The organism is Mucilaginibacter pineti (assembly GCF_900101875.1).
GTDB lineage: Bacteria > Bacteroidota > Bacteroidia > Sphingobacteriales > Sphingobacteriaceae > Mucilaginibacter > Mucilaginibacter pineti.
On sequence record NZ_FNAI01000001.1, the window covers coordinates 407,914 to 433,272 of the forward strand.

21 protein-coding genes are annotated in these 25,359 nt (G+C 41.0%); 4 read left to right on the forward strand and 17 right to left on the reverse strand.

The window, feature by feature from the left end; translation table 11 throughout:
- Window positions 1–11: 11 nt before the first annotated feature.
- From BLS59_RS01610 to BLS59_RS01625, 4 genes are all read right to left on the reverse strand, one after another.
- Window positions 12–3,446 (reverse strand): efflux RND transporter permease subunit, encoded by a 3,435-nt coding sequence (locus BLS59_RS01610; RefSeq protein ID WP_091143155.1) that lies wholly within the window; start codon window positions 3,444–3,446, stop codon window positions 12–14.
- A gap of 27 nt (window positions 3,447–3,473) precedes the next feature.
- Window positions 3,474–4,577, reverse strand: a complete 1,104-nt coding sequence (locus tag BLS59_RS01615) for an efflux RND transporter periplasmic adaptor subunit (protein WP_091143159.1) — start codon at window positions 4,575–4,577, stop codon at window positions 3,474–3,476.
- A gap of 30 nt (window positions 4,578–4,607) precedes the next feature.
- The gene (locus BLS59_RS01620) at window positions 4,608–6,023 is read right to left on the reverse strand and encodes a TolC family protein (RefSeq protein WP_091143162.1); all 1,416 of its coding nucleotides are present in this window, start codon (window positions 6,021–6,023) and stop codon (window positions 4,608–4,610) included.
- A gap of 98 nt (window positions 6,024–6,121) precedes the next feature.
- Window positions 6,122–6,733, reverse strand: a complete 612-nt coding sequence (locus BLS59_RS01625) for a TetR/AcrR family transcriptional regulator (RefSeq protein ID WP_091143165.1) — start codon at window positions 6,731–6,733, stop codon at window positions 6,122–6,124.
- 251 nt (window positions 6,734–6,984) lie between these two features.
- Between BLS59_RS01625 and purB the strand changes: the two genes are divergently transcribed.
- Window positions 6,985–8,331, forward strand: a complete 1,347-nt coding sequence (purB, locus tag BLS59_RS01630; protein ID WP_091143169.1) for an adenylosuccinate lyase — start codon at window positions 6,985–6,987, stop codon at window positions 8,329–8,331.
- Between the two features lie 155 nt (window positions 8,332–8,486).
- Window positions 8,487–9,038, forward strand: coding sequence for a NifU family protein (locus BLS59_RS01635; protein ID WP_091143172.1), 552 nt, complete (start codon window positions 8,487–8,489; stop codon window positions 9,036–9,038).
- 172 nt (window positions 9,039–9,210) lie between these two features.
- On the opposite strand, the gene BLS59_RS01640 is transcribed toward BLS59_RS01635, so the two are convergent.
- The 4 genes from BLS59_RS01640 to mtaB are packed head-to-tail and all read right to left on the reverse strand — an operon-like array spanning window position 9,211 to window position 12,963.
- Window positions 9,211–10,002, reverse strand: a complete 792-nt coding sequence (locus BLS59_RS01640; RefSeq protein ID WP_091143175.1) for an inositol monophosphatase family protein — start codon at window positions 10,000–10,002, stop codon at window positions 9,211–9,213.
- Window positions 9,968–10,453: a GtrA family protein gene (locus BLS59_RS01645; RefSeq protein ID WP_091143177.1), complete on the reverse strand. Its 486-nt coding sequence runs from the start codon at window positions 10,451–10,453 to the stop codon at window positions 9,968–9,970. Before BLS59_RS01645 ends, BLS59_RS01640 begins: the two co-directional genes overlap by 35 nt.
- Window positions 10,446–11,615 (reverse strand): prolipoprotein diacylglyceryl transferase, encoded by a 1,170-nt coding sequence (locus BLS59_RS01650; RefSeq protein WP_091143180.1) that lies wholly within the window; start codon window positions 11,613–11,615, stop codon window positions 10,446–10,448. Before BLS59_RS01650 ends, BLS59_RS01645 begins: the two co-directional genes overlap by 8 nt.
- Before the next feature lie 28 nt (window positions 11,616–11,643).
- The gene (gene mtaB, locus BLS59_RS01655) at window positions 11,644–12,963 is read right to left on the reverse strand and encodes a tRNA (N(6)-L-threonylcarbamoyladenosine(37)-C(2))-methylthiotransferase MtaB (RefSeq protein WP_091143184.1); all 1,320 of its coding nucleotides are present in this window, start codon (window positions 12,961–12,963) and stop codon (window positions 11,644–11,646) included.
- Between the two features lie 184 nt (window positions 12,964–13,147).
- On the opposite strand from mtaB, the gene BLS59_RS01660 reads away from it, so the two are divergent.
- Complete coding sequence (locus tag BLS59_RS01660) at window positions 13,148–13,993, forward strand: class I SAM-dependent methyltransferase (protein WP_091143187.1); 846 nt, start codon at window positions 13,148–13,150, stop codon at window positions 13,991–13,993.
- Between the two features lie 56 nt (window positions 13,994–14,049).
- Here BLS59_RS01660 and BLS59_RS01665 read toward each other — a convergent pair whose 3' ends face one another.
- The 4 genes from BLS59_RS01665 to ppk1 all read right to left on the reverse strand — a co-directional run bounded on the left by BLS59_RS01665 (window position 14,050) and on the right by ppk1 (window position 19,377).
- Window positions 14,050–15,627 (reverse strand): Na+/H+ antiporter, encoded by a 1,578-nt coding sequence (locus BLS59_RS01665; protein ID WP_091143190.1) that lies wholly within the window; start codon window positions 15,625–15,627, stop codon window positions 14,050–14,052.
- A gap of 78 nt (window positions 15,628–15,705) precedes the next feature.
- The gene (locus BLS59_RS01670) at window positions 15,706–16,272 is read right to left on the reverse strand and encodes a UbiX family flavin prenyltransferase (protein ID WP_091143194.1); all 567 of its coding nucleotides are present in this window, start codon (window positions 16,270–16,272) and stop codon (window positions 15,706–15,708) included.
- A 175-nt stretch (window positions 16,273–16,447) separates the two neighbouring features.
- A complete protein-coding gene (locus tag BLS59_RS01675; protein ID WP_091143197.1) occupies window positions 16,448–17,329 on the reverse strand; it encodes a Ppx/GppA phosphatase family protein in 882 nt (293 codons plus the stop codon).
- Window positions 17,326–19,377: a polyphosphate kinase 1 gene (ppk1, locus tag BLS59_RS01680; protein WP_091143200.1), complete on the reverse strand. Its 2,052-nt coding sequence runs from the start codon at window positions 19,375–19,377 to the stop codon at window positions 17,326–17,328. Before ppk1 ends, BLS59_RS01675 begins: the two co-directional genes overlap by 4 nt.
- A gap of 188 nt (window positions 19,378–19,565) precedes the next feature.
- Between ppk1 and BLS59_RS01685 the strand changes: the two genes are divergently transcribed.
- Window positions 19,566–20,057: a YajQ family cyclic di-GMP-binding protein gene (locus BLS59_RS01685; RefSeq protein WP_091143207.1), complete on the forward strand. Its 492-nt coding sequence runs from the start codon at window positions 19,566–19,568 to the stop codon at window positions 20,055–20,057.
- Window positions 20,058–20,252: 195 nt separating this feature from the next.
- Here the strand turns inward: BLS59_RS01685 and bioB are convergent, their stop codons facing one another.
- From bioB to ribD, 5 genes are all read right to left on the reverse strand, one after another.
- A complete protein-coding gene (gene bioB / locus BLS59_RS01690) occupies window positions 20,253–21,254 on the reverse strand; it encodes a biotin synthase BioB (RefSeq protein ID WP_091143210.1) in 1,002 nt (333 codons plus the stop codon).
- A gap of 27 nt (window positions 21,255–21,281) precedes the next feature.
- The gene (gene mgtE, locus BLS59_RS01695; RefSeq protein WP_091143213.1) at window positions 21,282–22,631 is read right to left on the reverse strand and encodes a magnesium transporter; all 1,350 of its coding nucleotides are present in this window, start codon (window positions 22,629–22,631) and stop codon (window positions 21,282–21,284) included.
- A gap of 99 nt (window positions 22,632–22,730) precedes the next feature.
- Window positions 22,731–23,345: an IMPACT family protein gene (locus tag BLS59_RS01700; protein ID WP_091143217.1), complete on the reverse strand. Its 615-nt coding sequence runs from the start codon at window positions 23,343–23,345 to the stop codon at window positions 22,731–22,733.
- Between the two features lie 56 nt (window positions 23,346–23,401).
- Window positions 23,402–24,280, reverse strand: a complete 879-nt coding sequence (locus tag BLS59_RS01705) for a DMT family transporter (protein ID WP_091143221.1) — start codon at window positions 24,278–24,280, stop codon at window positions 23,402–23,404.
- Entirely contained in the window at window positions 24,281–25,336 is a 1,056-nt protein-coding gene (gene ribD / locus BLS59_RS01710) for a bifunctional diaminohydroxyphosphoribosylaminopyrimidine deaminase/5-amino-6-(5-phosphoribosylamino)uracil reductase RibD (protein ID WP_091143224.1), read from the reverse strand.
- Between the last annotated feature and the right edge of the window lie 23 nt (window positions 25,337–25,359).

Below are 25,359 nucleotides of genomic sequence, written 5' to 3' on the forward strand. Positions count from 1 at the left end.
CAGTTTTATATTTAAACTGTTTCTGGTTCAAGTACAGGTTTGTGTTCCTCTTTCTTGGTACCGAAAAGTTTGTTTTTAAGGTTAACCCTTATCAGGTACATACATGGCACCAATATAAGTGTGATGATGGTTGCAAAACCAAGTCCGAAGATCATTGTCCAGGCTAATGGGCCCCAGAAAGCTACGTTATCACCACCAAAGTGAATATGCGGCGCAAAATGCGAGAACATGCCCACAAAGTCGATATTGAAACCAACGGCTAACGGTATCAAACCTAATATAGCAGCAGTAGCAGTTAATAATACCGGAGTCATACGGGTATGCCCTGCTTCTACTACTGCATCATGCACGCTTGCCCCCTGCTCTATCAGCATATCGGTAAACTCAACCAGCAGGATACCGTTACGCACCACAACACCCGCAAGGGCAATGATACCCACGCCTGTCATTACTATGGCTGTAGTCATCCCGAAGATACTGGTACCCAGCAATACACCAATGATACTAAAGAAGATCTCGCTGATGATGATAAGCGTTTTTCCTATAGAGTTAAACTGGATCATGAGGATAACCAATATCAACCCGAAAGAAATACCCAGCGCGGTTAATATAAATATAGCCGCTTCCATCTGATCTTCCTGACCGCCACCCTGACGGATAATGATATCATCAGACTTTTTAAAGTTGTTTATCGCCCTTAAAATATTATTATTTACATCGGTTGGGTTGTACGGCTTTATAACGTTTGAACCTAAGGTTAATACCCTGCGCTGTTGCTTACGTTTAATGTTGCTATAAGTATTGGTATATCTAACATCGGTAAAGGCCGAGATAGGTACCTGACGGATAGCGCCACCCGTTGCCAGGTCACGGTAGGTGATCTTCATATTACGCAATTCGTCGATATTACCACGCTGGCTTTCCAGGGCGCGTACCTTTATCTGGTAATCGTCTTCCTTGGTGTTTCTGAAATCGCCTGCTTTTGCACCAAATATGGCGGTACCAAGGTTTTGGCTTATCTGCGATGTGCTTATACCTTCGCGGTTAGCCCTTTCACGATCGATATCAAATACCACTTCGGGCTTATCGTTTTGCACGTCGGCTACCAGGTTTTCAATACCGGCAATGTTTTGTTTAGCCAGGTATACCTTTAAACGGTTACTCGTTTGCACTAATGAATCGAGGTTATCACCAATAAGCTCAATACTGATATCCTTTTGTACCGGCGGACCACTGTTTTCTTGCGCTACAGCAATTTTTGCGCCGGGAACACCCTGAACTGAAGCCCTTATCTTTTGTAAAATGGCTTTTGTATCCTTACCATTACGTTTTCCAAATTCAACAAAAGCTACAGTGATTTTACCTTTATTTTCATAATCGCCCTGGTCTTCATCAGTAGGGTCGGTTACCCCCTTAGTTACGTTTGAGATAACTGAGGATACGATGTCTTTATCGGGTTCCACAACCTCGGCTACACGTTTCTCCAGTTTCCTGGTTACCTCATTTGTAGTAGCCTGGTCGGTACCTATAGGCATGGTAACATACACGTAAGCAAAGTTAGGATCGCCCGAAGGGAAAAATTCGGGGGTTTTACCTAAAAAGTGATTGATAACCAATGCAAGCACAAACAAAACAAGGGTACCGCTTAATATGGTTACTGGCCTGCGAACAGCGCGCTCCAACCATTTGGCATACCATTTCTGGAATTTCGGCCATGCGTTATTCTGGAATCTATCAATAACCCTTAGCAGAACAAAATGGTTCAGCAGGTATAAAATAATGGCTAACACAATAAAGTTACCCATACCCATAGTCCATTTACCGGCAAAGAACATCAGGTAGCTTAGCCCTGCCAACACTGCCATAATAAGAAGCGTGCGGGTTGTTTTCTTATCAAACCTTGGGTTATCATGTTCGCCTTTATGGTGCGGCTTCATAAAATCAACCGCGAAAACCGGGTTCATGATATATGCAACAACCAATGATGCCAACAATGTAATAATAAGCGTAATAGGCAGAAAGAACATAAAGTGCCCAATAAGGCTATTCCAGAAAGCCAATGGCACAAACGGAGCCAAAGTGGTCATGGTACCAGAGAAAACAGGTAAAAATACCTCGCCTGCAGCCATTTTAGCCGCTTGCTTAATAGGCACTTTACCGTTATCAAAAATACGGTGCGTGTTTTCGATAACCACAATGGCATCATCCACCACAATACCCAGTGCCAGCAGGAACGAGAACAACACGATCATGTTGAGCGTAAAGCCAATAGCCGGCATGATAAGGAATGCGATAAAACATGATAACGGTACCGAAAGCGCAACAAATATGGCATTTGTAGTACCCATAAAAAACATCAGGATAACGGTCACCAACAAGAAACCAATGATAATGGTGTTGATCAAATCGTTAAGTGTGGTACGGGTTTTATCACTCTGATCGCCGGTTACGGTAACGGCTAAACCTTTAGGGAAAACTGTTTTCTGTTTTAGCTTTATCAGATCGTTTATTTTGTCTGATGCTTCGATAAGGTTTTCGCCGGCGCGTTTACTTACGTTAAGCGTAATTACGTTTTTGAAATTAGGATTATCTGGTGTTTTTAAACGCGCGTAACTTTCCTGCTCCAAAAATGAATCTTTGATCTCGGCAATGTCACGCAGATAAACTGCCTGTCCCTTCGGGTTCCTGATAGCCATTGCAGCTACCTCATCGGCATTTTTAAAATCCTGTTTAATATCAATGCTGCGGCGGATACCATCTGTTTTAATAGTACCGGCAGTAGTAAGGATGTTCTCGTTACCAACAGCCTGGATAATGTCATTAAAACTAACCTGCGCGGCTGTCATTTTATTAAGATCGACGTTTACCTGGATTTCGGGCGTTAAAGCACCTACTTCATCAACTTTCGAGATCTCTTTATAGCCTTCAATCTCGTCCTTTAATATATCGGCATATTCTTTTAACCTTTTCAGGTCGTAATCTCCGGAAATGTTGATGTACAGGATAGGAAGATCGGCAACGTTAATATCAGATATTACCGATTCTTTAAGGTTATTATCATTCTGTGGTAAATCCTGCTTCGCTTTATCAACCGCATCTTTAACATCAATTTTAGCATCCTTAATTTTTATGTTGGCCTGAAACTCGGCAGTAATGATAGATACATTCTGTACTGAGTTTGAGGTTACTTTTTTAAGACCTTTTAATGATTTTAATTGTTTTTCAATTTGCCTTGTAACCAGGTTCTCGATGTTTTGCGGCGATTGACCGGCAAATGTTGTAGTAACAAATACCTTTGATTGCGCTATATCCGGAAAGTTTTCCTTGGGCAAACTGTTATAGCTTACCAAACCCAATACAGTGATCAAAAATATGAGCACATATATAGCGGTTTTGTTATCAATGGCCCAGCTTGAGGGCCCAAATTCTTTATTCAGATCTTTCATAAATAACAGATCAAATGTTTAAATAAATTAATTATTAGCCTTTAAAACCTTGATCTTATCGCCGTCTTCAATATCTGTTGCACCGTCTGTTACCAGTTGATCGCCAGCTTTTAAGCCAGATAAAATTTCTGTTTGTCCGCCATAAGTATTTCCGGCTTTCACATTAACCCTTTTAGCAACACCATTCTGATCTACGAAAACAAAGTCGCCCGCCTCAGATTTTTGTATGGCTTTAACCGGTACTACAATAGTATTAGCTTTTATATAGTTAGCTATCTGTATTATGGCGGTCATGTTTGGGCGCAGGGTTTTGCGTACCGGTAGCTTAATTTCAACACCAAAGCTGCGTGATGTTGGATCAATTACTTTAGCGGCAAAAGTTACTTTGGTAACTAATGAATCTTTAGCATCGGGCACTAAAATTTTAACTTCGTTACCGGTGTTAACACTGCCAGCATATGATTCTGGTACATCGGCCTTAACTTTTAATACATCGGCATTAACAATACGGATACCAGTTTGCCCCGGAGCAGCAGCCTGACCAAGTTTAAGATCCATTTGATCAACAGTACCGCTTATTGGCGATACGATGCGGTACTGGCTGGCCTGTTGTTTTAAACCGGCCAAAGATTTTTTACTTGCCTGCAAAGTTGTTTGCGCTTGTAAAAACTGAACCTCGGTGCCAATTTTTTGATCCCAAAGGTTTTTCTGACGATCATATAAAGTTTGGTTAAGGCTTACCTGCGCTTCGCTTTGTGCAATGCTTTGTTGTAGCACACTGTTATCAAGCTGGGCCAAAACCTGTCCCCTGCTTACATGCTGACCTGGTTTAACAAACAAACCAGTAATAATAGCCTGTGCCTGCGGATAAGCAACTACGTTGTCCTGTGCATCTATTTTACCCTGTATTTGTACGTAGTTAGTAAATGTAGATGGCTGCAAAGCAACTGTGGCCACATCTGTAGTTTTGCCAGAGTCAGATGTACCAACTTCGGCTTGTAGTTTAGTAACCTTGGCGTTTATATCAGCCTGTTGCTTTTGCAAGTCGGCGAGTTCCGTCTTTTTATCTTTAGGTTTATTTGAGCAAGCTGCCAAAAAAATCAAAGCTGGTATGTATAATATTTTTTTCATGTCGTTATTTATAGTGAGTTTAGTTTTTGTTTATTGTATACGTCCGAAAGCCTGATCAAGGTCAACTTTGCTTACCAAAGCATCATATAATCCCTGAATATATTTGTTATCTGCATCTTCAAGCGCAGTTTGTGCCTGTGTAACTTCAATGCTTGAGCCTACCCCCTGCTGATATTTGATTTTTGATACTCTTAAAACCTCCTGTGCAAGAGTCTGATTGTTTTTTTGATTATTTAACGATTGTAAGCCATTGATAAAAGTGATACGTGCCTGGTTAGCCTGCAAGCTTATTTGGTTTTTGAGGTTATACAGGTCGTTTTTTGATTTTAAAACTGTAATCTGCGTCTGTCTAACTTGATTAATTCGTTGCCCACCGTTAAAAATTGGAATATTCAGGCTCAAGCCAAAATAAGTAGATGGATAGCTTGTACTATATAATTTGCTGAAACTATTATCCTGATAAGCTATTGCTGTATTTCCATTTAATGATAAAGTTGGTAAAAAGGCAGCCTTTTTACGCTTTAAATCAAGCTCATTTAATTTCACATTAGTTTCAGACAGACTGTATTCTATACGATTGTGATAAAAAGATGTATCGGAGGTCACACTCGCATCCGCAATACTGCTGTCGAGATTAATATCTTCCAATTTATCTTTCAGCGATAAACTCTCGTCTATAGGCATTCCCATTTGAAATTTTAGGACCTGATAATTAAGGGCAAGCAAACGAATTGTATTTTCGCGGGAGGTTACCAGGTTGTTATACTGAACAGAGATACGGTCAACATCAATTTTTTCAACAAAGCCCTGTTTGTTTTGAGCTGTGGTCTGATCAAATTGTTGTTTAAGCTGGGCAATGTTTGCATCAAGCAATACCAGTTGCTTGTTACTCACTAAAACCTGGTAATAGGCTTTTGTAACCGCTACTGATGCATCGATTTTAGTGCGGGTAAGTGTTTTAGTAGATAGTTCTTTGTAGGTTTTTGATGCCTTTAAACCAACCAGGTAACTACCATCAAATAAGATCTGATTTAAAGTAACACCTACATTGGAGTTATATTTTTGATATATACTAAATGGAACGGGGCCGCCTTTCTTTAAAGGTATCACATTACCATCGCCACCTTTTACACCTTCATCATGTAAAATCTGGTACAAGCCATCAGCGGTATTTGGAAATAGAATAGAAGGAGTTTTTATATAATCCTGGAATGATGCCGAACCACTGATTTGCGGTAAACCGATGCCTACGGTTTCTTTAACTTTATATTCAGCGCTTTTTACATCGAGGCCAGCATTAACTACAGCGTTTTGATGCTCATAAGCGTAGTTAACACAATCCTGTATGCTGAAATTAAAAGTTTGATTAGTGGGTGGCGCCTCCTGCGCATAGCTTTTAAAGGCTATGGAGCAAAAAACTGTTGCCGTAAAAAGTAGATATTTCATTTTTATATATTGTGGTTGTTGAGTAGTTTATTGATTATGTGTTATCGATGTTTTAAATATCACCGGCGTTAATGACAGCCGTATGTCAGCAGTGATATTTAATCTTCACTTATATTTTTGTATTTATTTAATAGCTTGTAACCTTTAAGGGTGCAAATGCCGTAATTAAAATGATCTAAAAACTGCACCTGGATTTTCCATGTATTAAATTCTGCTACCGGGAATATTGATGTATTAAATCCCAGCTCTACCGTGTTCACCCGCATGCGGGCAACTATCTTTACGTCAATTTCTGGTCGAATGTAACCTTGCTTAATACCTTTTGTTAATAATTCTTCCAGCGTGCTTACCAAAACATCAGCTTTAAACCGCTGAAACTCTTTCCATGCATCCGGATGATACTTTTGCATATCATGTACCACTATGGGGTTTATGCGCGAAAATACCTCCTCAGAACATTTGGTCATATTTATCATTTCTTCAATAACATTGGTTGATTTACTCATAAACTCAACCATTTGATCTTCATCGGCTTTCAGCTTACGCTTCACCAAGGCTATTACCAATTCATTCTTATCCTTAAAAAACTGGTAAATGGTTTTTTTTGACATACCCAGGTGTTTGGCTATATCATCCATTGTTACGCTTTTGATACCTGCTTTTAAAAACAGTTCTTCGCCGCCCTCAATTATTCTCTCTATTTGACTCATTGACTTTCCCGGTCAAAACTAAGGAAACATTTTTTGATTTCAAAGTTTCCAAAAGAATAATTAAATTATAGATGTACAGATGATAGATTTCAGATGTGCAAATGATATATCTATGATTATCTGCCTAATAACAATCAATCATCATCTTATTGGACATTGATTCTCACATATCTGAAATAATGAAGTAATCTGAAATCTATCATCTGCACATCTGAAATCAAATTTCTTATCTTTGCCAAAATTCAAAAATCATGACCCTTACACCGCTTTCAGCAATTTCGCCAATAGACGGCCGCTATCGTAATACTACTGCTGAACTTGCCGACTACTTTTCTGAATACGCCCTTATTAAATACCGTGTGTTTGTTGAGGTGGAATATTTTATTGCCCTGGTTGAATACCCACTGCCTCAGTTACAGCAGTTTGATAAAAACTTACTTGAAAAGTTACGTGACATTTACAGAAATTTTACCGAAGCCGATGCCCAAAGCGTAAAGGATATTGAGAAAACCACCAACCATGATGTAAAAGCGGTGGAGTATTTCATTAAAAAAGAATTTGATAAATTAGGTGATCTGGATGCTTTTAAGGAGTTTATCCATTTTGGCCTTACCTCGCAGGATATTAATAACACCGCCATCCCCTACACCTTTAAACTGGCCATAAACAATACTTACTACCCTGCTATTAGCGAGCTTGTTAATACGTTGAAGGTTTATGCTACCGATTGGGATGCAATCCCTTTATTGGCACATACACACGGGCAACCTGCATCACCAACACGTTTAGGTAAAGAGATCCAGGTGTTTGTGGAGCGTTTGGAGCGCCAGCTTGAATTATTGAAGGCGGTACCTTATTCGGCTAAGTTTGGCGGAGCTACCGGTAACTTTAACGCGCACCATATTGCTTATCCTGGTAAGGATTGGAAGGCTTTCGGTAACCATTTTGTAAACGATATTTTAGGATTAAGCCGTTCGCAGTTTACCACGCAGATTGAGCATTACGATAATTTTGCCGCTCAATGCGATGCCCTGAAAAGGATCAACAATATTCTTATTGACCTCGACCGCGATATGTGGACCTACATATCCATGAATTATTTTAAACAGAAAATTAAAGCTGGCGAGGTTGGTTCATCGGCTATGCCGCATAAGGTTAATCCAATTGACTTTGAAAACTCGGAAGGAAATCTGGGTATTGCCAATGCCTTGTTTGAACATCTGGCGGCTAAATTGCCAATATCGAGATTACAACGCGATTTAACCGATTCCACCGTATTAAGAAATATAGGTGTACCGGTTGCGCATACGCTCATCGCCATAAAATCAACCATTAAAGGTTTAGGTAAGTTATTGCTTAATAAAGATGCCATTACTGCCGATCTGGAAGCTAACTGGCCTGTGGTTGCCGAAGCAATACAAACTATATTAAGGCGTGAAGGCTACCCCAACCCATACGAAGCTCTTAAAGACCTTACCCGTACTAATCAACAAATTAATGCAAATACAATAGCAGAGTTTGTTGATACGTTAAATGTAAGCGACAGTGTTAAAGATGAGCTGAAAAAGATTACGCCGTTGAATTATACCGGAATATAAGTTTGATGTGCAGATTATAGATTTCAGATGTGCAAATGAATGGCCGCTTGCTTAACGTGTTTACAGTCATAATCAGGTCAAAACAAATTAATAGGTAACTTTAAAGCAAAAAGCTGTTTAGATTTGTTAATTGAAGTATTAATAAAAAGATAACGATGAATATCAACGTATATACAGAATCAACGCCAAACCCGGCAACTATGAAGTTCATTGTGAACAAGTTGCTTATTAATGGCAGTACCGATTACGCTACAAAAGAAAGTGCCGAAAAATCACCTTTCGCGAAGGAATTATATAAATTTTCATTTGTGAACGGCGTGTTCTTCGCCAGTAACTTTGTAACCATCACTAAAACTGATGACAGCGACTGGGCAGATGTGGAGCCGATAATGAAGGAGTTTGTAAAAGGCGCCGTTGAATCAGAACTTAAGATTCAGTTGGAAGAGCAATCAGAAGAAACAAATTTTGAAGGTTCAGAAACTGAGGTTAAAATACAGCAGATCCTGCATGATTATGTTCGCCCGGCTGTTGAGCAGGATGGCGGTGCTATATCATACCGTTCATTTGCCGAAGGTGTGGTAACGGTTGAACTTCGCGGTTCATGCAGCGGCTGCCCATCATCAACCATTACCCTTAAAGCCGGCATCGAAAACCTGCTTAAACGTATGGTGCCTGAAGTTACCGAAGTGGTATCTGAAGCATTATAATATTTGTATAAGCAAAAAAGGCCGATCAATTTACAAATTGATCGGCCTTTTTTATTTATAGCTTTCATTGCGAGGAACGAAGCAATCCCGTCATGAAAGTCGTTAGCCAGTCCTATGGGATTGCTTCGTTCCTCGCAATGACAAGGTTTTAGTTAAATCTACTCATTCCTGTCTATTTAAAATACTTCTGTACCATTTCCAGCAACTCTCCGGTTATTTTACCGTTTGTTGCTAACAGTTCTCTTGTTTCCAATACTTCGCTCCCACCTTTAAAGTTTACTATTTCGCCGCCAGCTTGTTTTACTATCACAATACCTGCTGCTATATCCCAGGCGTTAAGGTTGTATTCGTAAAAGGCTTCAAATCTTCCACAAGCTGTATAAGCCAGATCGACAGCGGCGGAACCTATACGACGCAGACCGTGGCAATTCCTCATCAGTTCTGTAAATAACCGGATGTAAATATCCTGCTTGCTAAAATCATAATATGGAAAACCGGTAGCTATAAGGCTTGATGCAACAGTTGGGTTATTACTTACGTGGATAACCTTGCCATTCAGATAAGCAGGTTCACCTTTGCAGGCATAAAAGCATTCGTCCTGGTTTATTTCATATACCACACCTAAAACAAGCTCATCATATTCTTTAAGCGCGATGCTTACCGAAAATGCAGGCAAGCCATGTATAAAGTTGGTGGTACCATCCAGCGGGTCAATGATCCAGTTGTAACGTTCACCAACAGTGGTGGTAGTTTTTTCTTCAGTGATGAAACCTGCTTCGGGAAGTATTTTCTTGAGGCCATCAACAATTATGCGTTCGGCATTTTTGTCAACATATGATACCAGGTCGTTAAGGCCTTTATATTCAATTTTATCAGGATCGAAGGTTTTACGTTCTTGCCTTATAAAGTCGCCGGCTTGTTTAGATACGTTAATTACCTGTTTTAATATGATGGTGAGTGCCATTTTTCTTTAGTGATAAGCTGAATGAAAATATTTTATGAATAAAGTAACTGGCAAAAAACAAACTAAGCGCCGCAGATATACGTGCCACAGTAGGATTGAAATTACAAGCCTGTATAAGTATTTTAACTACAGCCAGATTAGCAAAGAAGCCCACAAAGGCAACCAATATAAACCTAAAGAATTGCTTGCGTGGGGCCGACTTAGATGCGTTAAAAACCATAAAACGGGTAATTAAAAAATTAACAACCACGCCCATAAAAAAAGAAAGCGCTAACGATATAGTGTAATTACGTACAGCTACAGAAAATATATGGTAAGTATGTTGTGTAAGTAAATTATGATAAAAAAGAAAAAAGGCCGATACATCAACCAAAAAACCTGCACCGGCCGAAAGCACAAATCTAAAAACCTCGTTATTTAACAGTTTGTGCCTTTTTTGCGTATTAGCCATGCTTTACCGATACTGTGTTTTTACCTTTGTTTATGCCGTTTACTATTAACGCAGTGCCTCCTATTACCATCAATGTAGATATCATTTCGGCTTGGGTAAAACTAAGGCCGCCAATGGTATATTTTGTATTTACGCGGATGAGTTCAATTAAAAAACGCTCTACCCCGGCCAGTATCATATAAATACCAAACATTATCCCTGAGTATTTTATACGATCACGAATACTCCACAGAAACCAAAATAGTAATAAACCAATAATAGATTCATAAAATGAAGTTGGATAAACCGGCTGCGCCAATTCATGACAAAATTTACCAACGCAATTGGCAATTGGCACACCCTCGTCATTAACATTATGCGGAAATTTGAACGACCACACCCAATCCGGTGCCCAGCTTAACCAGCCCGGTTTTGGAGCAAGGTTGGGTATTCCCCAATCTCCATCGCCGCTCATCTGGCAGCCTACCCTGCCTAAAGCGTAGGCCAGCATCATACCGGGGCCGCCAACATCAAGCATATCAAGTGGTTTAATGCCATGCTTATTTGCAATGTAAAGCACTGCCGCGCCGCCGCATATTAAGCCACCGTAAAAGGTTAATCCGCTAAAGCCCACAAGCATCCCTACGGGGTCTTTCATAAATTCGCCCCAGTTTTCAAGTGCATTGAATAGCTTTGCTCCAGCAAAACCAAATACAGCTGCCCATAAAAGTATACTACCTAACAGCTCTTGAGGGTGCGCGGTTACTTCTTTGGTTTCGGGTTTGGCAAGTTTTTGTTTTTCGCTTTCATAATAGGCCCAGTAAGCAAATGCTGCAGCGCCTATGATACCGCCTATCCAGTTACCCCTGGTCGATAATAAAAAATCCTGCGGACTATCCAGTAATGCGCTGTAATTAAGTACAGAATCAAGTAGTTTATAACCTAATATAAAGCCAAAAATACCATTACCGGCCAGTTCATTTACCGATGCAGGTTTACCAACCGTAATTGTCTTTTTAAAGGAATGGATAACACCCAATTTCTCTTTACGCTGAAATTCCTTTGAAAAAGCCCAGTATCCGCCTATAAAAGCAATAGCCACAAAAAAGCCGAAAGTTTGTATAGGCAAGGGGATATTTATACCGAAAAGATAATGTAAAAGGTATGTTATGGTTGGAAACATAGGTTGTAATTTGAAGCGAATATAGAGTTTAATGCACTAATATTTCTTCGCTCTCTGTTATTTCAACATCACCGTCTGGTGAAATATTTGTTAATAGCACCTTTTTCAACTCGTTCACGAGTATAGGGTCGTACTTGGTTTTTACCTTTACGTAGTTGCGGGTATAACCATGCATAATGCCCTCTTTTGTTTCAGCCTCAAACAGCACTTCCTCAGTTTTACCCAGTTGTGATTCGTAAAAAGCACGGCGTTTTTTGTCGGATAGTATGTGCAGCATTTTACTGCGGTCGGCACGTGTGCTGCCGGGTACTACGCCCTTCATTTCGCTGGCCAGTGTATTTTCCCTTTCAGAGTAAGTAAATACGTGCAGGTATGAAACGTTAAGGTCGTTCAAAAAATTATAAGTGTCAATAAAATCTTCGCGGGTTTCTCCGGGGAAACCTACAATAACATCAACCCCTATGCAGCAATGGGGCATCAGTTCCTTTATTTTTTCCACACGGTTCACATATAGATCGCGTTTGTAGCGACGACGCATCAGGCTCAGGATCTTATCCGATCCGGACTGCAACGGGATATGAAAATGTGGCACAAAACGTTTTGAAACAGCCACAAAAGCAATGATCTCATCCGTAAGTAAATTTGGTTCGATAGACGAAATGCGAATCCTGTCGATGCCTTCAACCTCGTCCAACGCCTTTACAAGGTCGAAAAATTTATCTTCACGCTGGCCGTTACGAATACCAAAATCGCCCAGGTTTACACCAGTTAGCACAATTTCCTTTACGCCGGATGCTGCAATTTGATTAGCCTGTTTAATAACATTTTCAATGGTATCGCTCCTGCTGCTGCCACGAGCCAATGGGATGGTACAAAAGGTACATGAATAATCGCAGCCGTCCTGTACTTTCAGGAATGTACGGGTACGGTCGCCAAAGGAATAGGCAGGCACAAACTCGTTAGCTTCAGAAACGGGCTGATTATATACAACCGCCTTGGGTTTCTTGGTAAGGTCGTTAATATGATCTATGATCTGGAATTTCTCAGCCGCGCCCAGTACCATATCCACACCGGGAATTTCTGCAATTTCCTGCGGTTTTAGCTGGGCATAACAACCAACTATTGTTACGTAGGCATTAGGAGAAATTTTGAGGGCTTCCTTTACAATTTTTTTGCACTTTTTATCCGCGTTTTCGGTAACCGAACAGGTGTTGATCACAAAAACATCGGGGGTATTGGAAAATTCCACCGTATCATACCCGGCATTGCTGAACAGCCTGCCGATAGACGAGGTTTCGGAATAGTTGAGCTTGCAGCCCAGTGTATAAAAAGCGACTTTCTTATTCATTGCAAGGGCGCAAAGTTAAGCAATTAGTGAATAGTGAGTTAGTGATTTAATGTTTTTTACGTTGAGGTTAATTATTAGCCTAATGATTCTATAAAAAAAAGATCGTTATCTCCTTAATTAATATATTTGTTATAAGCAAAAACAACACCGCATCAAACTCATTAACAGATAAATAACTCTGATTATGGAACCTTCACAAGAACAGATCCGCGAGCAGCAGAAACAATCATGGAATAAGTTTTCGCCCGGATGGAAAAAGTGGGACACGTTTAACATGGCATTTTTAAAACCTTTTGGCGATGCTATTATTTCGGCCTTAAAAATTAAAGATGGTGATTATGTATTAGACATAGCCACAGGAACAGGTGAACCCGGGCTCATCATTGCTAAGTTAACACCTAATGGAAAAGTTATTGGCACCGATCTGTCTGAAAATATGCTCTCGGTAGCGTTGGAAAATGCCGAAACGAAAGGGATTAAAAACTATGAAACCGTTGCTGCCGATGTTAGTGAATTACCTTTTACCGATGCTACATTTAATACGGTAAGCTGCCGCATGGGTTTTATGTTTTTCCCGGATATGAATTTGGCTGCAAAAGAAATGTACCGTGTTTTGAAACCGGGTGGCAGAATTGCAACTTCGGTATGGGCCGGGGCCGATTTAAACCCCTGGGTAACCACCATTATGAGTATAATTCAAAAACACATCGAACTACCTGCACCTTTACCCGGTTCACCCGGCATGTTCAGGTGCAGCAAACCGGGGTTTATTGCCGATATTTTTAAACAAGCCGGTTTTAAAAACACCAGCGAAAAATTGATAAGTGTAAAAGTAGATTATAAAAGTTTTGACCGCTATTGGGAAATGATGCTTGATGTAGCCGCACCAATTGTAGCAGCTATGGCCAACGCCGATGATGCCACCAAAGCGACCATTAAAACGGAAACTGAAGAACTATTCCTATCGAGAAATAAAGATGGGGAGGCTATTTTAGATTACGCGGCATTTGTGGTTTATGGGGAGAAGTAGGTATATGGCAATTGGTCTATGTTGACTTATGCCCCTCTGCTAATTCAACTTCGCCTTTACATATTTTTTATTTTCTCTTCTTCCAGATCGATAAGGTAGAGCTGCTTTCTGACAATATCTTCATCTAAATCTATGTTCTTGTTTTGTTCTAAAATAAAAGTACGTTGATGTTCGAGCAGTTCTATGTAAATTCTGCGGTGTTCACCGTCCATTATTTCTTCATCAGTTACCTTCATTTTTTGTTCCCACTGATTTAAAGTACTTGCTAAAAGGGGTCTTGATAGCAATTGTTCTGTATATTTATTTTTAAGTATACCAACAGAATGAGCGTACAAACTGCGTTTTAAATCCAGCTCTATTTTTTCAGAACCATTTTCTTCATCAACGAAAAATTTAGAAGTACGTTTTAAAATATAAGGTAGCGTAAGCCCTTGCACAATCAAAGTAAGCAGTATTACTACAAATGTGATAAACAGGATAAGGCTCCTATGCGGAAACTCTAATCCATTATTTAATTGTATAGGGATTGCAAATGCCGATGCCAACGAAACCACACCTCGCATTCCCGTCCAACCCAGCATAAACGGGCGCATCCACATCCCCTTAGGGTTCATTCTTTTAAATATTTCCCGTCTGAATAAAAAAGTTGAAATCAATGCCCCAAATGATGCAATAATCCTAACCACAATTAAAATAACAGTTACGCCAACGCCATATTGAATTGCCGTAGAAAGCGGTATTCCTTTTTCTTTTAATCCGTTTACAATTTCGGGCATATCAAGCCCAATGAGCATGAACACTATTCCATTTAAAATAAAAACAAAACTTTCCCACACACTAAAACCCTTAACCCTGCTGGTACTGTTTAAAAATACCATACGACGATTAGATAAATAGAGCCCGCCGAAAACCACAGCCAGCACACCCGAGCTGTGCAATTGCTCTGCCACCCAATACAAAGCATACGGTTCAATCAGTGTGAATACTATGTCTGATGGTGCATCGGTAGGCAACCGCTTATGTGCCTGAACAAAAAGCCACGCCAATACCAAACCGATAACAGCACCGCCCAAAATCATCCAGCTAAAACTCAATATGGCGTCGCTCCAAATGAACTGTCCGGTGGCTACTGCCACCATTGCAAATCTGAAAATGATTAACGACGAAGCATCGTTGAGCAAACTTTCTCCCTCTAAAATAGATGAAGTTGATTTTGGAACTTTTACAAATTTGAGGATGGCACCGGTACTCACGGCATCAGGTGGCGATACAATTCCGCCTAATAAAAACCCCAGTGCCAGCGAAAAGCCGGGAATAAAATAATTGGTAAAAACGGCAACGGATATTGCCGTAAAAAACACTACAATAAATGCAAAGCTTCCAATAATTCTGTACCATTTTTTCAACTCCTTGAGCGAAATAGACCATGCAGCCTCAAATAAAAGTGGTGGCAGAAAAATAAAAAATATCATATTAGGATCAATATGAATGGGGGGTAATCCAGGAACGCAACTAATAGCTAATCCCGCAACTACAAGCAATATAGGATAGGCAACTTTGATTTTGCTGGCGAACATCTCTATTAAAACAACGAGGCCAATAAGCGCTAATACAAAGGGTAATAATTCGTGCATAGGTTAAAAATAACTATCCAAAAGCAGAAATCGTAATTGGCTACGGTTTTAATTTATGGAACTTCTAAGAGAAGTTAATTAAATCCCGTTCCACTGGTAACTTTCGTTTTCCAGTCCAATAAGGTCGATAATGCGGTTTACTACCGTCATGGCCAGTTCTTCGATGGTTTGAGGTTTGCTGTAGTATGATGGGATGGCTGGACAAATTACGCCGCCGGCTTCTGTAACGGTGGCCATATTACGGATATGAATCAGATTAAGCGGCGTGTCACGGGCCACAAGGATCAGTTTGCGGCGTTCTTTTAGTATAACATCCGCGGCGCGACTAATCAAATCGTCAGAGATTCCGCCAGCAATACGCCCCAGCGTACCCATGGAGCAGGGCACAATCACCATGGTATCAAACCTGGCCGAGCCAGATGCAAAAGGCGCCATGAAATCGTTCTTAGCGAAAATTTTATAATCAAAGGTTCTAAAATCGTCATTATCAAGTTCAAAACGCCAAACGTCCTTGGCGTTGTCTGACATTACAATGGCAACTTCTTCAATCTGATCTTTTAACTGGCTAAGTTTTTTTAGTAGCAGGTTGGCGTAAATAGCACCGCTGGCACCTGTAATTGCAACAACAATCTTCTTCTTCCTCATGGTATCTCCAACAACAATACAAACAGGTAAATTTAGGGGCATAAAAAAGGGTCGAATAACTTGTACCCGACCCTACATCTACCTATGAAAAACATGCCCTTGAGGGGCACTACAAATGTACTAACACTTTTTATATTATAAAACAAATTTGTAAAAATATTTTTACGTTACTAAATTATGAATTTAAATTCTTATCTATTAACGTTTGAATTATACCGTCAACCATACCTACACGGGGTACATAGATCTGTTTTATGCCTGCATTTTTCATTACTGTTAAATAAATTTCACAAGCGGGAATAATAACATCTGCCCTATCGTGGTTTAAACCAAGCACATTTATCCTGTCTTTCATCGAAAACGAATTGAGATAAGTGTACAGCGACCGTAATTTATTATACGGCATCGGCGCATCATTTTCTTCTTCGGAAAGCCTGTATAGCTTATTGATATTACCACCGGTACCTATACCCAGCAACTGTTTAAAGCCACGGGTATGCTCACGGATAAAATCCTTCATCTCATTCCAGGTTTCTTCGGTATCCTGGTTATCCAGGATGCGGATGGTACCGATATTAAATGACTTGGAAGCCATTAATTCACCTGCCGAAAACAACGAAAGCTCGGTGCTGCCACCGCCTACATCAATATACAGGTAACTTTTACTTTTATCGATAGATTGATCGGCATGGCTGGCGTAAATTACCTTTGCCTCTTTTGATCCATGGATGATCTCCAGATCAATGTTAGCTACCTCTTTAATCAATTTAACCACCTCTTCGCCATTGGTGGCCTCGCGCATGGCCGATGTTGCATAGGCCAGGTAATCGGTAACCTTGTACACATCCATCAGGTTACGAAAAGCATGCATAGATTTCACCAGGTCGGCGCTCTTTTTTTCGGAAATATAGTGCTGGATAAACGCATCATCTCCTAAACGTAAAGGCACCCTTATCAGCGTGTTTTTTTTAAAGGAAACCGAACCTGTGTTTTCAATTATATCGGCAATAAGCAGCCTTACTGCGTTTGAACCTATATCTATAGCGGCGTATCTCAATGTGGTAAAATTTTGGTTTTAAGGTAGTTATATATTTCTATCTGCGCCCGGTGCGACTCGGCCGAGTTGGTTTTATGGTACTTATTATTATTGCTGCTATTTATCTCGCGCGCCTTGGTATTATCATGCAGCTGAATATTGATAATCTCCTTTATCTCTTTTTTCAGATGCTCGTCATATATAGGAAAACCAACCTCTACCCTGTTATCAATGTTGCGGGTCATAAAATCGGCCGAAGTAAGGTAGATCAATTCGTTGCCGCCATTGCAGTAAATATGCACACGGGCATGCTCCAGGTATTTATCAACAATGCTTATCACTGTAATGTTCTCGCTGAAACCCTTTTCGCCGGGTACCAGGCAGCACATACCGCGAATGATCAACTTTATTTTAACGCCCGCATTGCTGGCCTGGTAAAGCTTACCAATCATATCCTCATCGGCAAGGCTATTCATTTTAAAGATCATGTAAGCCTTTTTGCCCGCTTTGGCATTCTTTATCTCGTTATCTATCAGCTTATAAATAGCCGGCCGCGAATCTATAGGCGACACGATAAGGTTTTTCAAGCCCTTTGGCAATATGTTTCTTTTCAACGCCCTGAAAACCACTACCAGATCGTCGGTTATTTTTTTGTTAGCCGTAAACAGCGTATGATCTGCATAAATACGGGCAGTTTTTTCGTTGAAGTTACCCGTTGACAGACAGGCATAGTTCACTATCTTTTGTTTTTCCAGGCGGCTAACCAGGCATATTTTGGAGTGTACTTTATAACCGGGTATACCGTACAATACATTTACGCCCTCTTCCTCTAACCTGTTACTCCACGAAATATTGTTTTGCTCGTCAAAACGGGCACGTAGTTCAACCAGGCAGTTCACTTTTTTACCATTTTTGGCGGCGTTCACCAGGGCATGAACTATCCGTGAATTTTCGGCAAGGCGATAAACGGCAATGCTTATCTCCTTAACTTTTGGATCGATGGCTGCCTCGCGCAAAAAGTGAATGATGTAATCATATGATTGGTAAGGCGTACTTACCATGTAATCTTTTTTGGCAATAAGCCCGATAAGGCTTTTACCAAATGACAAATCCTCGACAGCTAATGGCGGATATTTAACAAACTCCAACTCCGGCCTGCCAACGTTGGGGAACGAAATAAAAGTTTTAAAATTATGGTACCTGTTACCGGGAATAAGGCTTTCGCCATGCAGCCCCATTTTGGTTACCAGGTACTTTAACATATCCATTGGCATATCGGTATCATAAAGCAGGCGCATTGGCTTGCCTTTTTTACGCTTTTGCAGGCTTTTTGATAACGAATCGATGAATTTATCACTTACTTCCTTATCAAGGTCAAGCTCCGCGTCGCGTGTAAGCTGCAGGGAGTAAGCTTCGATGCTATCATGATCGAAAATGAAAAATATATCCTCCAAACTGTACCTGATAATATCATCTAACAAGATGATAAATTTGAGGTTATTAGTTTCGGGAAGTACCACAAACCGAGATAACGAATCCGGGAACTCGATAAGCGCAAACCTCGATTTTTTATTTTTGGTAAGCTTTACAAAAAAGTAAATGGCACGATCGCGCAGCTCAGGCAGCGGCAGGCTATCATCAAGCATAATGGGTACCAGCGTAGCCAATAGCTTTTCCCTGAAATAGGTTTTAACAAACGCGCCGCGGGTTACGTTAAGCTGCTTATCGTTAAGTAAAAAGATCTTCTCTTCGGCAAGTTGCTTTACAATAATATTCTCGTACAGGTTATTGAACTTACGCTCCTGCCTTACTACAATATTCTTGATCTGGTTAAGGATCTTTTTGGGATTATAACCTAAAATTTCTTTTGATTTTTCATTAAGGGCAGCCAGGCGGGTAAGCGTTGCTACCCGTACGCGATAAAACTCATCAAGGTTTGATGAAAATATGGCTAAAAAGCGTACACGTTCAATGAGGGGGACGGTTGGGTCGGCAGCTTCCTGCAACACCCTGTCGTTAAAATATAACCAGCTTATTTCCCTGTTTATTAATGGTACCTGTTTATCCATAAAATTACCGGCCGCGGGGCCACTTTTACAAAACTGCTTATTTATTTGTTAACTTAATATTAACTCATTGGTATGAAACCAGTTTTATTGATTTTTATTTTATTGCAGTAAATAAACAAATTAAGCCAATACACACTTAAATGTTTACAATACATTAGTTTTGTAAACATTTATTAACTTATTTACTTATGCCAACATTTGATATAGTAAGCAAAATTGACGGTCAAACGCTTGATAATGCAATCAATACCGCTAAAAAAGAGATCCTTAACCGTTACGATTTTAACGATTCGAAGAGCACGATTGACCTTGATAAAAAAACAAACCAGATAACAATAGTTACAGAAAACGATATGCGTTTAAAGGCTATTCAGGACTCCATCATTAGCCGCATGGTTAAGCAGCACCTTGATCCTAACGCACTTGATTTTGGTAAAGAACAATATGCCGCCGGCAACATGATCCGTAAGGAGATCAACCTTAAGGAAGGAATTGATAAGGAAGCCGCCAAAAAGATCGTTAAAAAGATCAAAGACAGCGGCCTAAAGGTTCAGGCTTCTATTATGGACGACCAGGTGCGTGTGCAAGCTAAAAAGATAGACGACCTGCAAGCCGTGATCAGCCTTTGCCGCAGCGACAATTTTGGTCAGCCCCTGCAGTATATTAATATGCGTGACTAATTATCAAACGCATACAGAAAGATGTCATTACTAAATGACACATTCTAAAATTGTCATTTCGATACGAGGTACGAGTGAGAAATCTTATACAAGATGCAATTGGGACTTAGTATCCCGCAGAAGATTTCTCTTTCGCCCCAAGGCTCAATCCCAGCGCCTGCTCTATCGAAATGACAATTTTTATATCGTTTTCACTTATCCAGCTACCTCAACCTCTTTCACCTCATTAGGCCTTCCATTTTTAAACGCTTTGCGCGGCGAAAGGCCAAGCAAATCAAACATAGCCATATCGGTATCAAAAGATGGATTTGGAGTAGTTAGCAATTTCTCGCCTGCAAATATAGAATTGGCGCCTGCCATAAAGCAGAAAGCCTGTTCAACAACACTCATTTCGGTACGACCTGCTGACAAACGTACAACGGTTTTGGGCATGATGATACGTGTTGTAGCAATCATACGCACCATATCCCAAACAGATACCCTCGGCTGATCGGCCAATGGTGTTCCTGCAACAGGCACCAAAGCATTAATAGGCACAGATTCTGGGTGCTTAGGCAAGTTTGATAATGTTTTCAGCATCGAGATCCTATCTGCCACGGTTTCGCCCAGGCCGATGATACCACCGCTGCATACGCTTATTTTTGCCTTACGTACGTGTTTAAGCGTATCAAGGCGCTCATCATAGGTACGGGTGGTAATAATGCGTTTATAATCTTCTTCGGATGTATCCAAATTGTGATTGTAGGCATACAGACCTGCATCGGCCAAACGTTGTGCCTGGCTCTCAGTAAGCATACCCAGTGTACAGCAAACTTCCATATCAAGGCTATTAACGGCTTTCACCATTTCAATTACCTTGTCAAAATCGCGGTTATCGCGTACTTCGCGCCAGGCTGCACCCATACACAAACGCGATGCACCACCGGCTTTCGCTTTTTCGGCAGCGGCAATCACTTCATCCTTGGGCATTATAGCGTGTACATTTACACCTGTATTATAACGGGCAGCCTGCGGACAATAAGCACAGTCTTCAGAGCAGCCACCTGTTTTTATCGAGATCAGCGAACTGATCTGTACTTCGGAATAATCCTTGTTTTCGCGGTGAATAGTTGCCGCCTGGTAAACCAGGTCAAGCAATGGGGTATGGTAAATTTCAGCTATTTCTTCTTTCGTCCAGTTGTATCTTACCTCAGTCATTTTGTGTTCAAATTTAATGGTTCAAATTTACAATAAAACCTTACTTGCCAACCATAGCGGCAATAAAAACCCAATACAATCAGTAAATGTAGTTATGATAATGGATGATGCCACGGCGGGGTCTATCCCTACCCTTTTCAGTATCAAGGGGATACCGGCCCCCGTTAATCCCGCTACAATTAAATTTCCGGTCATGGCCAAGAACAGTACAAGGCCCAGCATAGGGTTGGCATCATACCAATAAGCAAACACAAATAGTATTAAACCGTTGGCGGCACCGTTTATCATCCCTACTAAAAACTCCTTTAAAACGGTACGGTAAGCCTGCTGATCTGAAAGATCAGTTAATGAGATACGCCTTACTGTTACTGCCAGTGCTTGTGTTGCTCCGTTGCCGCCCATACCGCTAATGATACTCATATAAGCCACAATAACAGGCAGTTTTTCTTCTACAGCGCTAAAATGCCTGATAACAGCAGCGGCTAAAAACGCAGTCCCCAGGTTTATTACCAACCAGGGCAAACGGCTTTTAACAGCATCTTGCCAGTTACCGCTTAGTTCTTCATCTTCAGATACACCCGAGATCTTCAAGATATCCTCGGTGTTCTCTTCCTCCATTACGTCGATGATATCATCAACCGTAACGCGGCCAAGCAGCTTCATACCATCGTCTACAACGGGTATGCTGGTAAGGTTATATTGCGATATAAGGCGGGCAACCTCCTCCTGGTCAACATCGGCCTTTACGTATACAAAATTGGTTTGCACCAACTCGCTTACCAAGGCATCGGCCCGGGCCTTTATCAGCGTTTTTATGGATAGAATGCCTTTCAGTATCTCGTGCTCATCAACCACGTAAATGGTATAAAGCTCCTCCATTTCTTCGGATTGGTGAATGATGGCATCAAGCGCGCCCTTTTTATCAAGGCTGATGTTTACCCGGATGATCTCGGAGTTCATCAAACCACCGGCAGTATCCTCGTCGTAACTTAATAACGCGCGGATGCTGCTGGCATCTTCCTGGTCAATATCTTTTAAGATCTCATGCTGCTGATCTTCATCCAGTTGCGAAATAATGTCTGTAGCATCATCATAATCCAGTTCCTCAACAATCTCAGATCGTTTTTCGGGATGCAGGTTAACCAGGAGCTCACCGGGATGGTGCTCCTCGTCCATTTCAGATATTACTTCGGACGCAATGTCGGTAGGAAGAATGTTGATGATCCGTTCTTTGGCCTCTTGTGGAAGCTTTTCAAACAATATGGCAATCTCAGAAGCGTGGTACCCCTGCAAAACTACCTCTAAATCAGCATCATCGCCTTCAAGGGCGGTTTTAATGCGAAGCAGGTCTGTTTTATCGATTTCAAAAGATTGCATAACGCACTAAAATAGTCATTTATGCCACAAATCAGGAATTAAAAAGGCATTATTGAGCTAATATAACATTAACATAATACCACACAATCGGGCTTAAAACTACAGGCTATAGTTATACTTGGCAGTTACACCATCTAACTTACTCATCTTCAATAACGTTTGCTCAACCTGCGTTTTACGGATAGAAAGCTGGATGCTACAGTCGTTATCAAACTGCTGACTAATAATATCCAGGCTATCTTCTTTAATAATGCGCATTACGTCGTTCATTTGCAGATACTCAAACGAAAAGGTGTAAATATCATTGACCGTTTTATGGATGATAACGGCCTGTTTAAGTGCCTCTTCAGTAGCAACCTTATAGGCGTTTATTAACCCCGGAACGCCAAGCAGCGTGCCGCCAAAATAACGCACCACCACAACCAGTACATTGGTAATGTCTTTTGAAAGCAGCGTATTGAGGATAGGCCGACCGGCAGTACCAGACGGTTCGCCATCGTCATTAACCCTGAATACCGACCTGTTGATACTTAACCGCATAGCCCAGCAATGGTGATTGGCTTTGGGGTGCTCGGCTTTAAGTTTGGCTACTATGCCTTTAATATCGTTATCAGAATTTATAGGATAAGCAAAGCCCAGGAACTTACTGCCCCGATCGCGAAATATGCTCTCGGTTGGTTTTTCAATGGTTTTGTAGGTATCGTCAAAAAGCATTTTTTAAGCTAAAAGCAGAAGGCTTAAAGCACAAAGCCCTCTAATTGTACAACAATTTACAAATGCAGGAAAGCCAGCGTTTGCGGGAAATAAATAATTACGATGGCCAGTACCGCCACCGCCAAACCAATTTTATTTAGCGTGGTTAACTTCTCTTTAAATATGAGCATCCCCACCAAGGCGCCAACCACAATAACGCCAATATTCATGGCAGAAAATACGGTTGACGGATTGTTTGACAATGCTTTATGTGCCTTTAAGTAAAATAGGATATTACCGAAATTAAATAGTCCAAGCGTCCACCCGATGAGGATATGCGGCCAGGAAAATTTTGTTTTTTTTGTGGTTATCTGGTAGGCGAGCCCTATGAGCGAAAGCACAAAGGCAATAATAAATATTACAAAAATGGCCGTAGAAAAAGGCACATTGTTAACCTTGGTTATCTCTTTCAGCAATACATCAATAACACCAAAACCCAGGAATACGCAAAGCAGGTGAAGCCATGAACCTTTGGTATTTCTGTCGGCAGATGTTTTTTGCCATGGGATGGAGCAGATAATGGCAATAAATGCCAGCGCGATGCCTATAATTTTTACCGGCAATGCTACTTCGCCAAATAAAAAGAATGCCGCTATTATTGGGATGAACAACGATAAACGCTGCGCCACATCCGTACGTACAATACCTGCCGATCGTACCGATGATGCCATAATTACAAACAACAGCGGAAACAATACTCCAAGAGCCAGGTAATTAAAAACAGGCCCATCGGCCAGGTGAGTGAGTTGCGGCCTGAAGAAAAACCACGTAAGCAAAATAGCAATAGAATAATTCCAGGTAATGGCCTGAAAAACATCAATATGGTATCGCTTGGCAAGTTTCAGCATAATAGAAACTACTACGCTGCAGCAAATACTTAAAAAAACGTATAGCATTTATATAATTGGCTTGTTGTGTAATATCTGCAAACGATCGTCGCCCACAAATAAATCGTCTGCAATAATACCTGTTATTTCTGGTGATTTTATGCCGTTTGCTAAAACAGTTTTACCGGTAAATACACGGGCCTCGTCCCACAAACCGGCCTCAATAAAGGTTTGCAGGGTATGAGCACCTCCTTCTATAATAACGGATTGAATATCCTGCAGGTATAATTGGTAAAGAATATACTGGGGTACATAACGGTCAAAATCTTCTAAAGCGATGTACTTGTTCTTGCCATCTACATTAAACTCTACCTCATTAAATATCAGTGTTTCAACAGATTGATCAAAAATATTTAAATCCTTACTTAACTCCAATCGCCTGTCTATCACCACACGTTTGGGCGACCGCCCCTCCCACAAACGAACATTCAACTGAGGGTTATCAATAGCGACGGTGTTTTTACCCACCAGTATAGCATCCTCTTCGCTGCGCCATTTGTGCACCAGTATGCGCGCTTCGGGGCCGGTGATCCAGAACTGAATACCACCGTTTGGCGCAAAGAAACCGTTATTGGTTTGTGCCCATTTTAGTATGATGTAGGGTCGGTGCTTTTGCACTTTGGTAAAAAAGCGGCGGTTAAGCCATTGGCACTCCTGTTCCAATACGCCGGTTATTACCTCAATACCGGCAGCTTTTAATTTCTCAATGCCTTTACCATCCACCTGTGCAAAAGGATCGCGGGTACCTACAACCACCAGCGGAATCTGGTGTTTGATGATCAGATCAGCGCAAGGCGGGGTTTTGCCGTAATGTGCGCATGGTTCAAGTGAAACGTATATGGTGGCTTGTTTGAGCAGTTCGGTAGCGTTGGTAAACTTTTCCGTAACCAGGGCAATGGCGTTAACTTCGGCATGGGCATGACCGTATTGCCGGTGATAGCCCTCTCCTATTATTTTGCCATCATGAACAACAACCGCGCCCACCATTGGGTTAGGGCTAACAGCTCCTGCACCTAATTCGGCAAGTTGCAAACAACGCTGCATAAATATTTCATGTTGAACCATGCCACAAAAGTAGCTTTTATGTT

Excerpts from the sequence above, each read along its gene's own strand:
- BLS59_RS01665 (WP_091143190.1), bottom strand. The coding sequence starts at position 15,627 with ATGCACGAATTATTACCCTTTGTATTAGCGCTTATTGGCCTCGTTGTT.
- BLS59_RS01625 (WP_091143165.1), bottom strand. The coding sequence starts at position 6,733 with ATGAGTCAAATAGAGAGAATAATTGAGGGCGGCGAAGAACTGTTTTTA.
- BLS59_RS01635 (WP_091143172.1), top strand. The coding sequence starts at position 8,487 with ATGAATATCAACGTATATACAGAATCAACGCCAAACCCGGCAACTATG.
- BLS59_RS01620 (WP_091143162.1), bottom strand. The coding sequence starts at position 6,023 with ATGAAATATCTACTTTTTACGGCAACAGTTTTTTGCTCCATAGCCTTT.
- BLS59_RS01615 (WP_091143159.1), bottom strand. The coding sequence starts at position 4,577 with ATGAAAAAAATATTATACATACCAGCTTTGATTTTTTTGGCAGCTTGC.
- BLS59_RS01640 (WP_091143175.1), bottom strand. The coding sequence starts at position 10,002 with ATGGCACTCACCATCATATTAAAACAGGTAATTAACGTATCTAAACAA.
- mgtE (WP_091143213.1), bottom strand. The coding sequence starts at position 22,631 with ATGCAATCTTTTGAAATCGATAAAACAGACCTGCTTCGCATTAAAACC.
- BLS59_RS01650 (WP_091143180.1), bottom strand. The coding sequence starts at position 11,615 with ATGTTTCCAACCATAACATACCTTTTACATTATCTTTTCGGTATAAAT.
- BLS59_RS01610 (WP_091143155.1), bottom strand. The coding sequence starts at position 3,446 with ATGAAAGATCTGAATAAAGAATTTGGGCCCTCAAGCTGGGCCATTGAT.
- BLS59_RS01700 (WP_091143217.1), bottom strand. The coding sequence starts at position 23,345 with ATGCTTTTTGACGATACCTACAAAACCATTGAAAAACCAACCGAGAGC.
- BLS59_RS01645 (WP_091143177.1), bottom strand. The coding sequence starts at position 10,453 with ATGGCTAATACGCAAAAAAGGCACAAACTGTTAAATAACGAGGTTTTT.
- BLS59_RS01705 (WP_091143221.1), bottom strand. The coding sequence starts at position 24,280 with ATGCTATACGTTTTTTTAAGTATTTGCTGCAGCGTAGTAGTTTCTATT.
- ppk1 (WP_091143200.1), bottom strand. The coding sequence starts at position 19,377 with ATGGATAAACAGGTACCATTAATAAACAGGGAAATAAGCTGGTTATAT.
- mtaB (WP_091143184.1), bottom strand. The coding sequence starts at position 12,963 with ATGAATAAGAAAGTCGCTTTTTATACACTGGGCTGCAAGCTCAACTAT.
- BLS59_RS01685 (WP_091143207.1), top strand. The coding sequence starts at position 19,566 with ATGCCAACATTTGATATAGTAAGCAAAATTGACGGTCAAACGCTTGAT.
- purB (WP_091143169.1), top strand. The coding sequence starts at position 6,985 with ATGACCCTTACACCGCTTTCAGCAATTTCGCCAATAGACGGCCGCTAT.
- BLS59_RS01660 (WP_091143187.1), top strand. The coding sequence starts at position 13,148 with ATGGAACCTTCACAAGAACAGATCCGCGAGCAGCAGAAACAATCATGG.
- BLS59_RS01670 (WP_091143194.1), bottom strand. The coding sequence starts at position 16,272 with ATGAGGAAGAAGAAGATTGTTGTTGCAATTACAGGTGCCAGCGGTGCT.
- ribD (WP_091143224.1), bottom strand. The coding sequence starts at position 25,336 with ATGGTTCAACATGAAATATTTATGCAGCGTTGTTTGCAACTTGCCGAA.
- bioB (WP_091143210.1), bottom strand. The coding sequence starts at position 21,254 with ATGACTGAGGTAAGATACAACTGGACGAAAGAAGAAATAGCTGAAATT.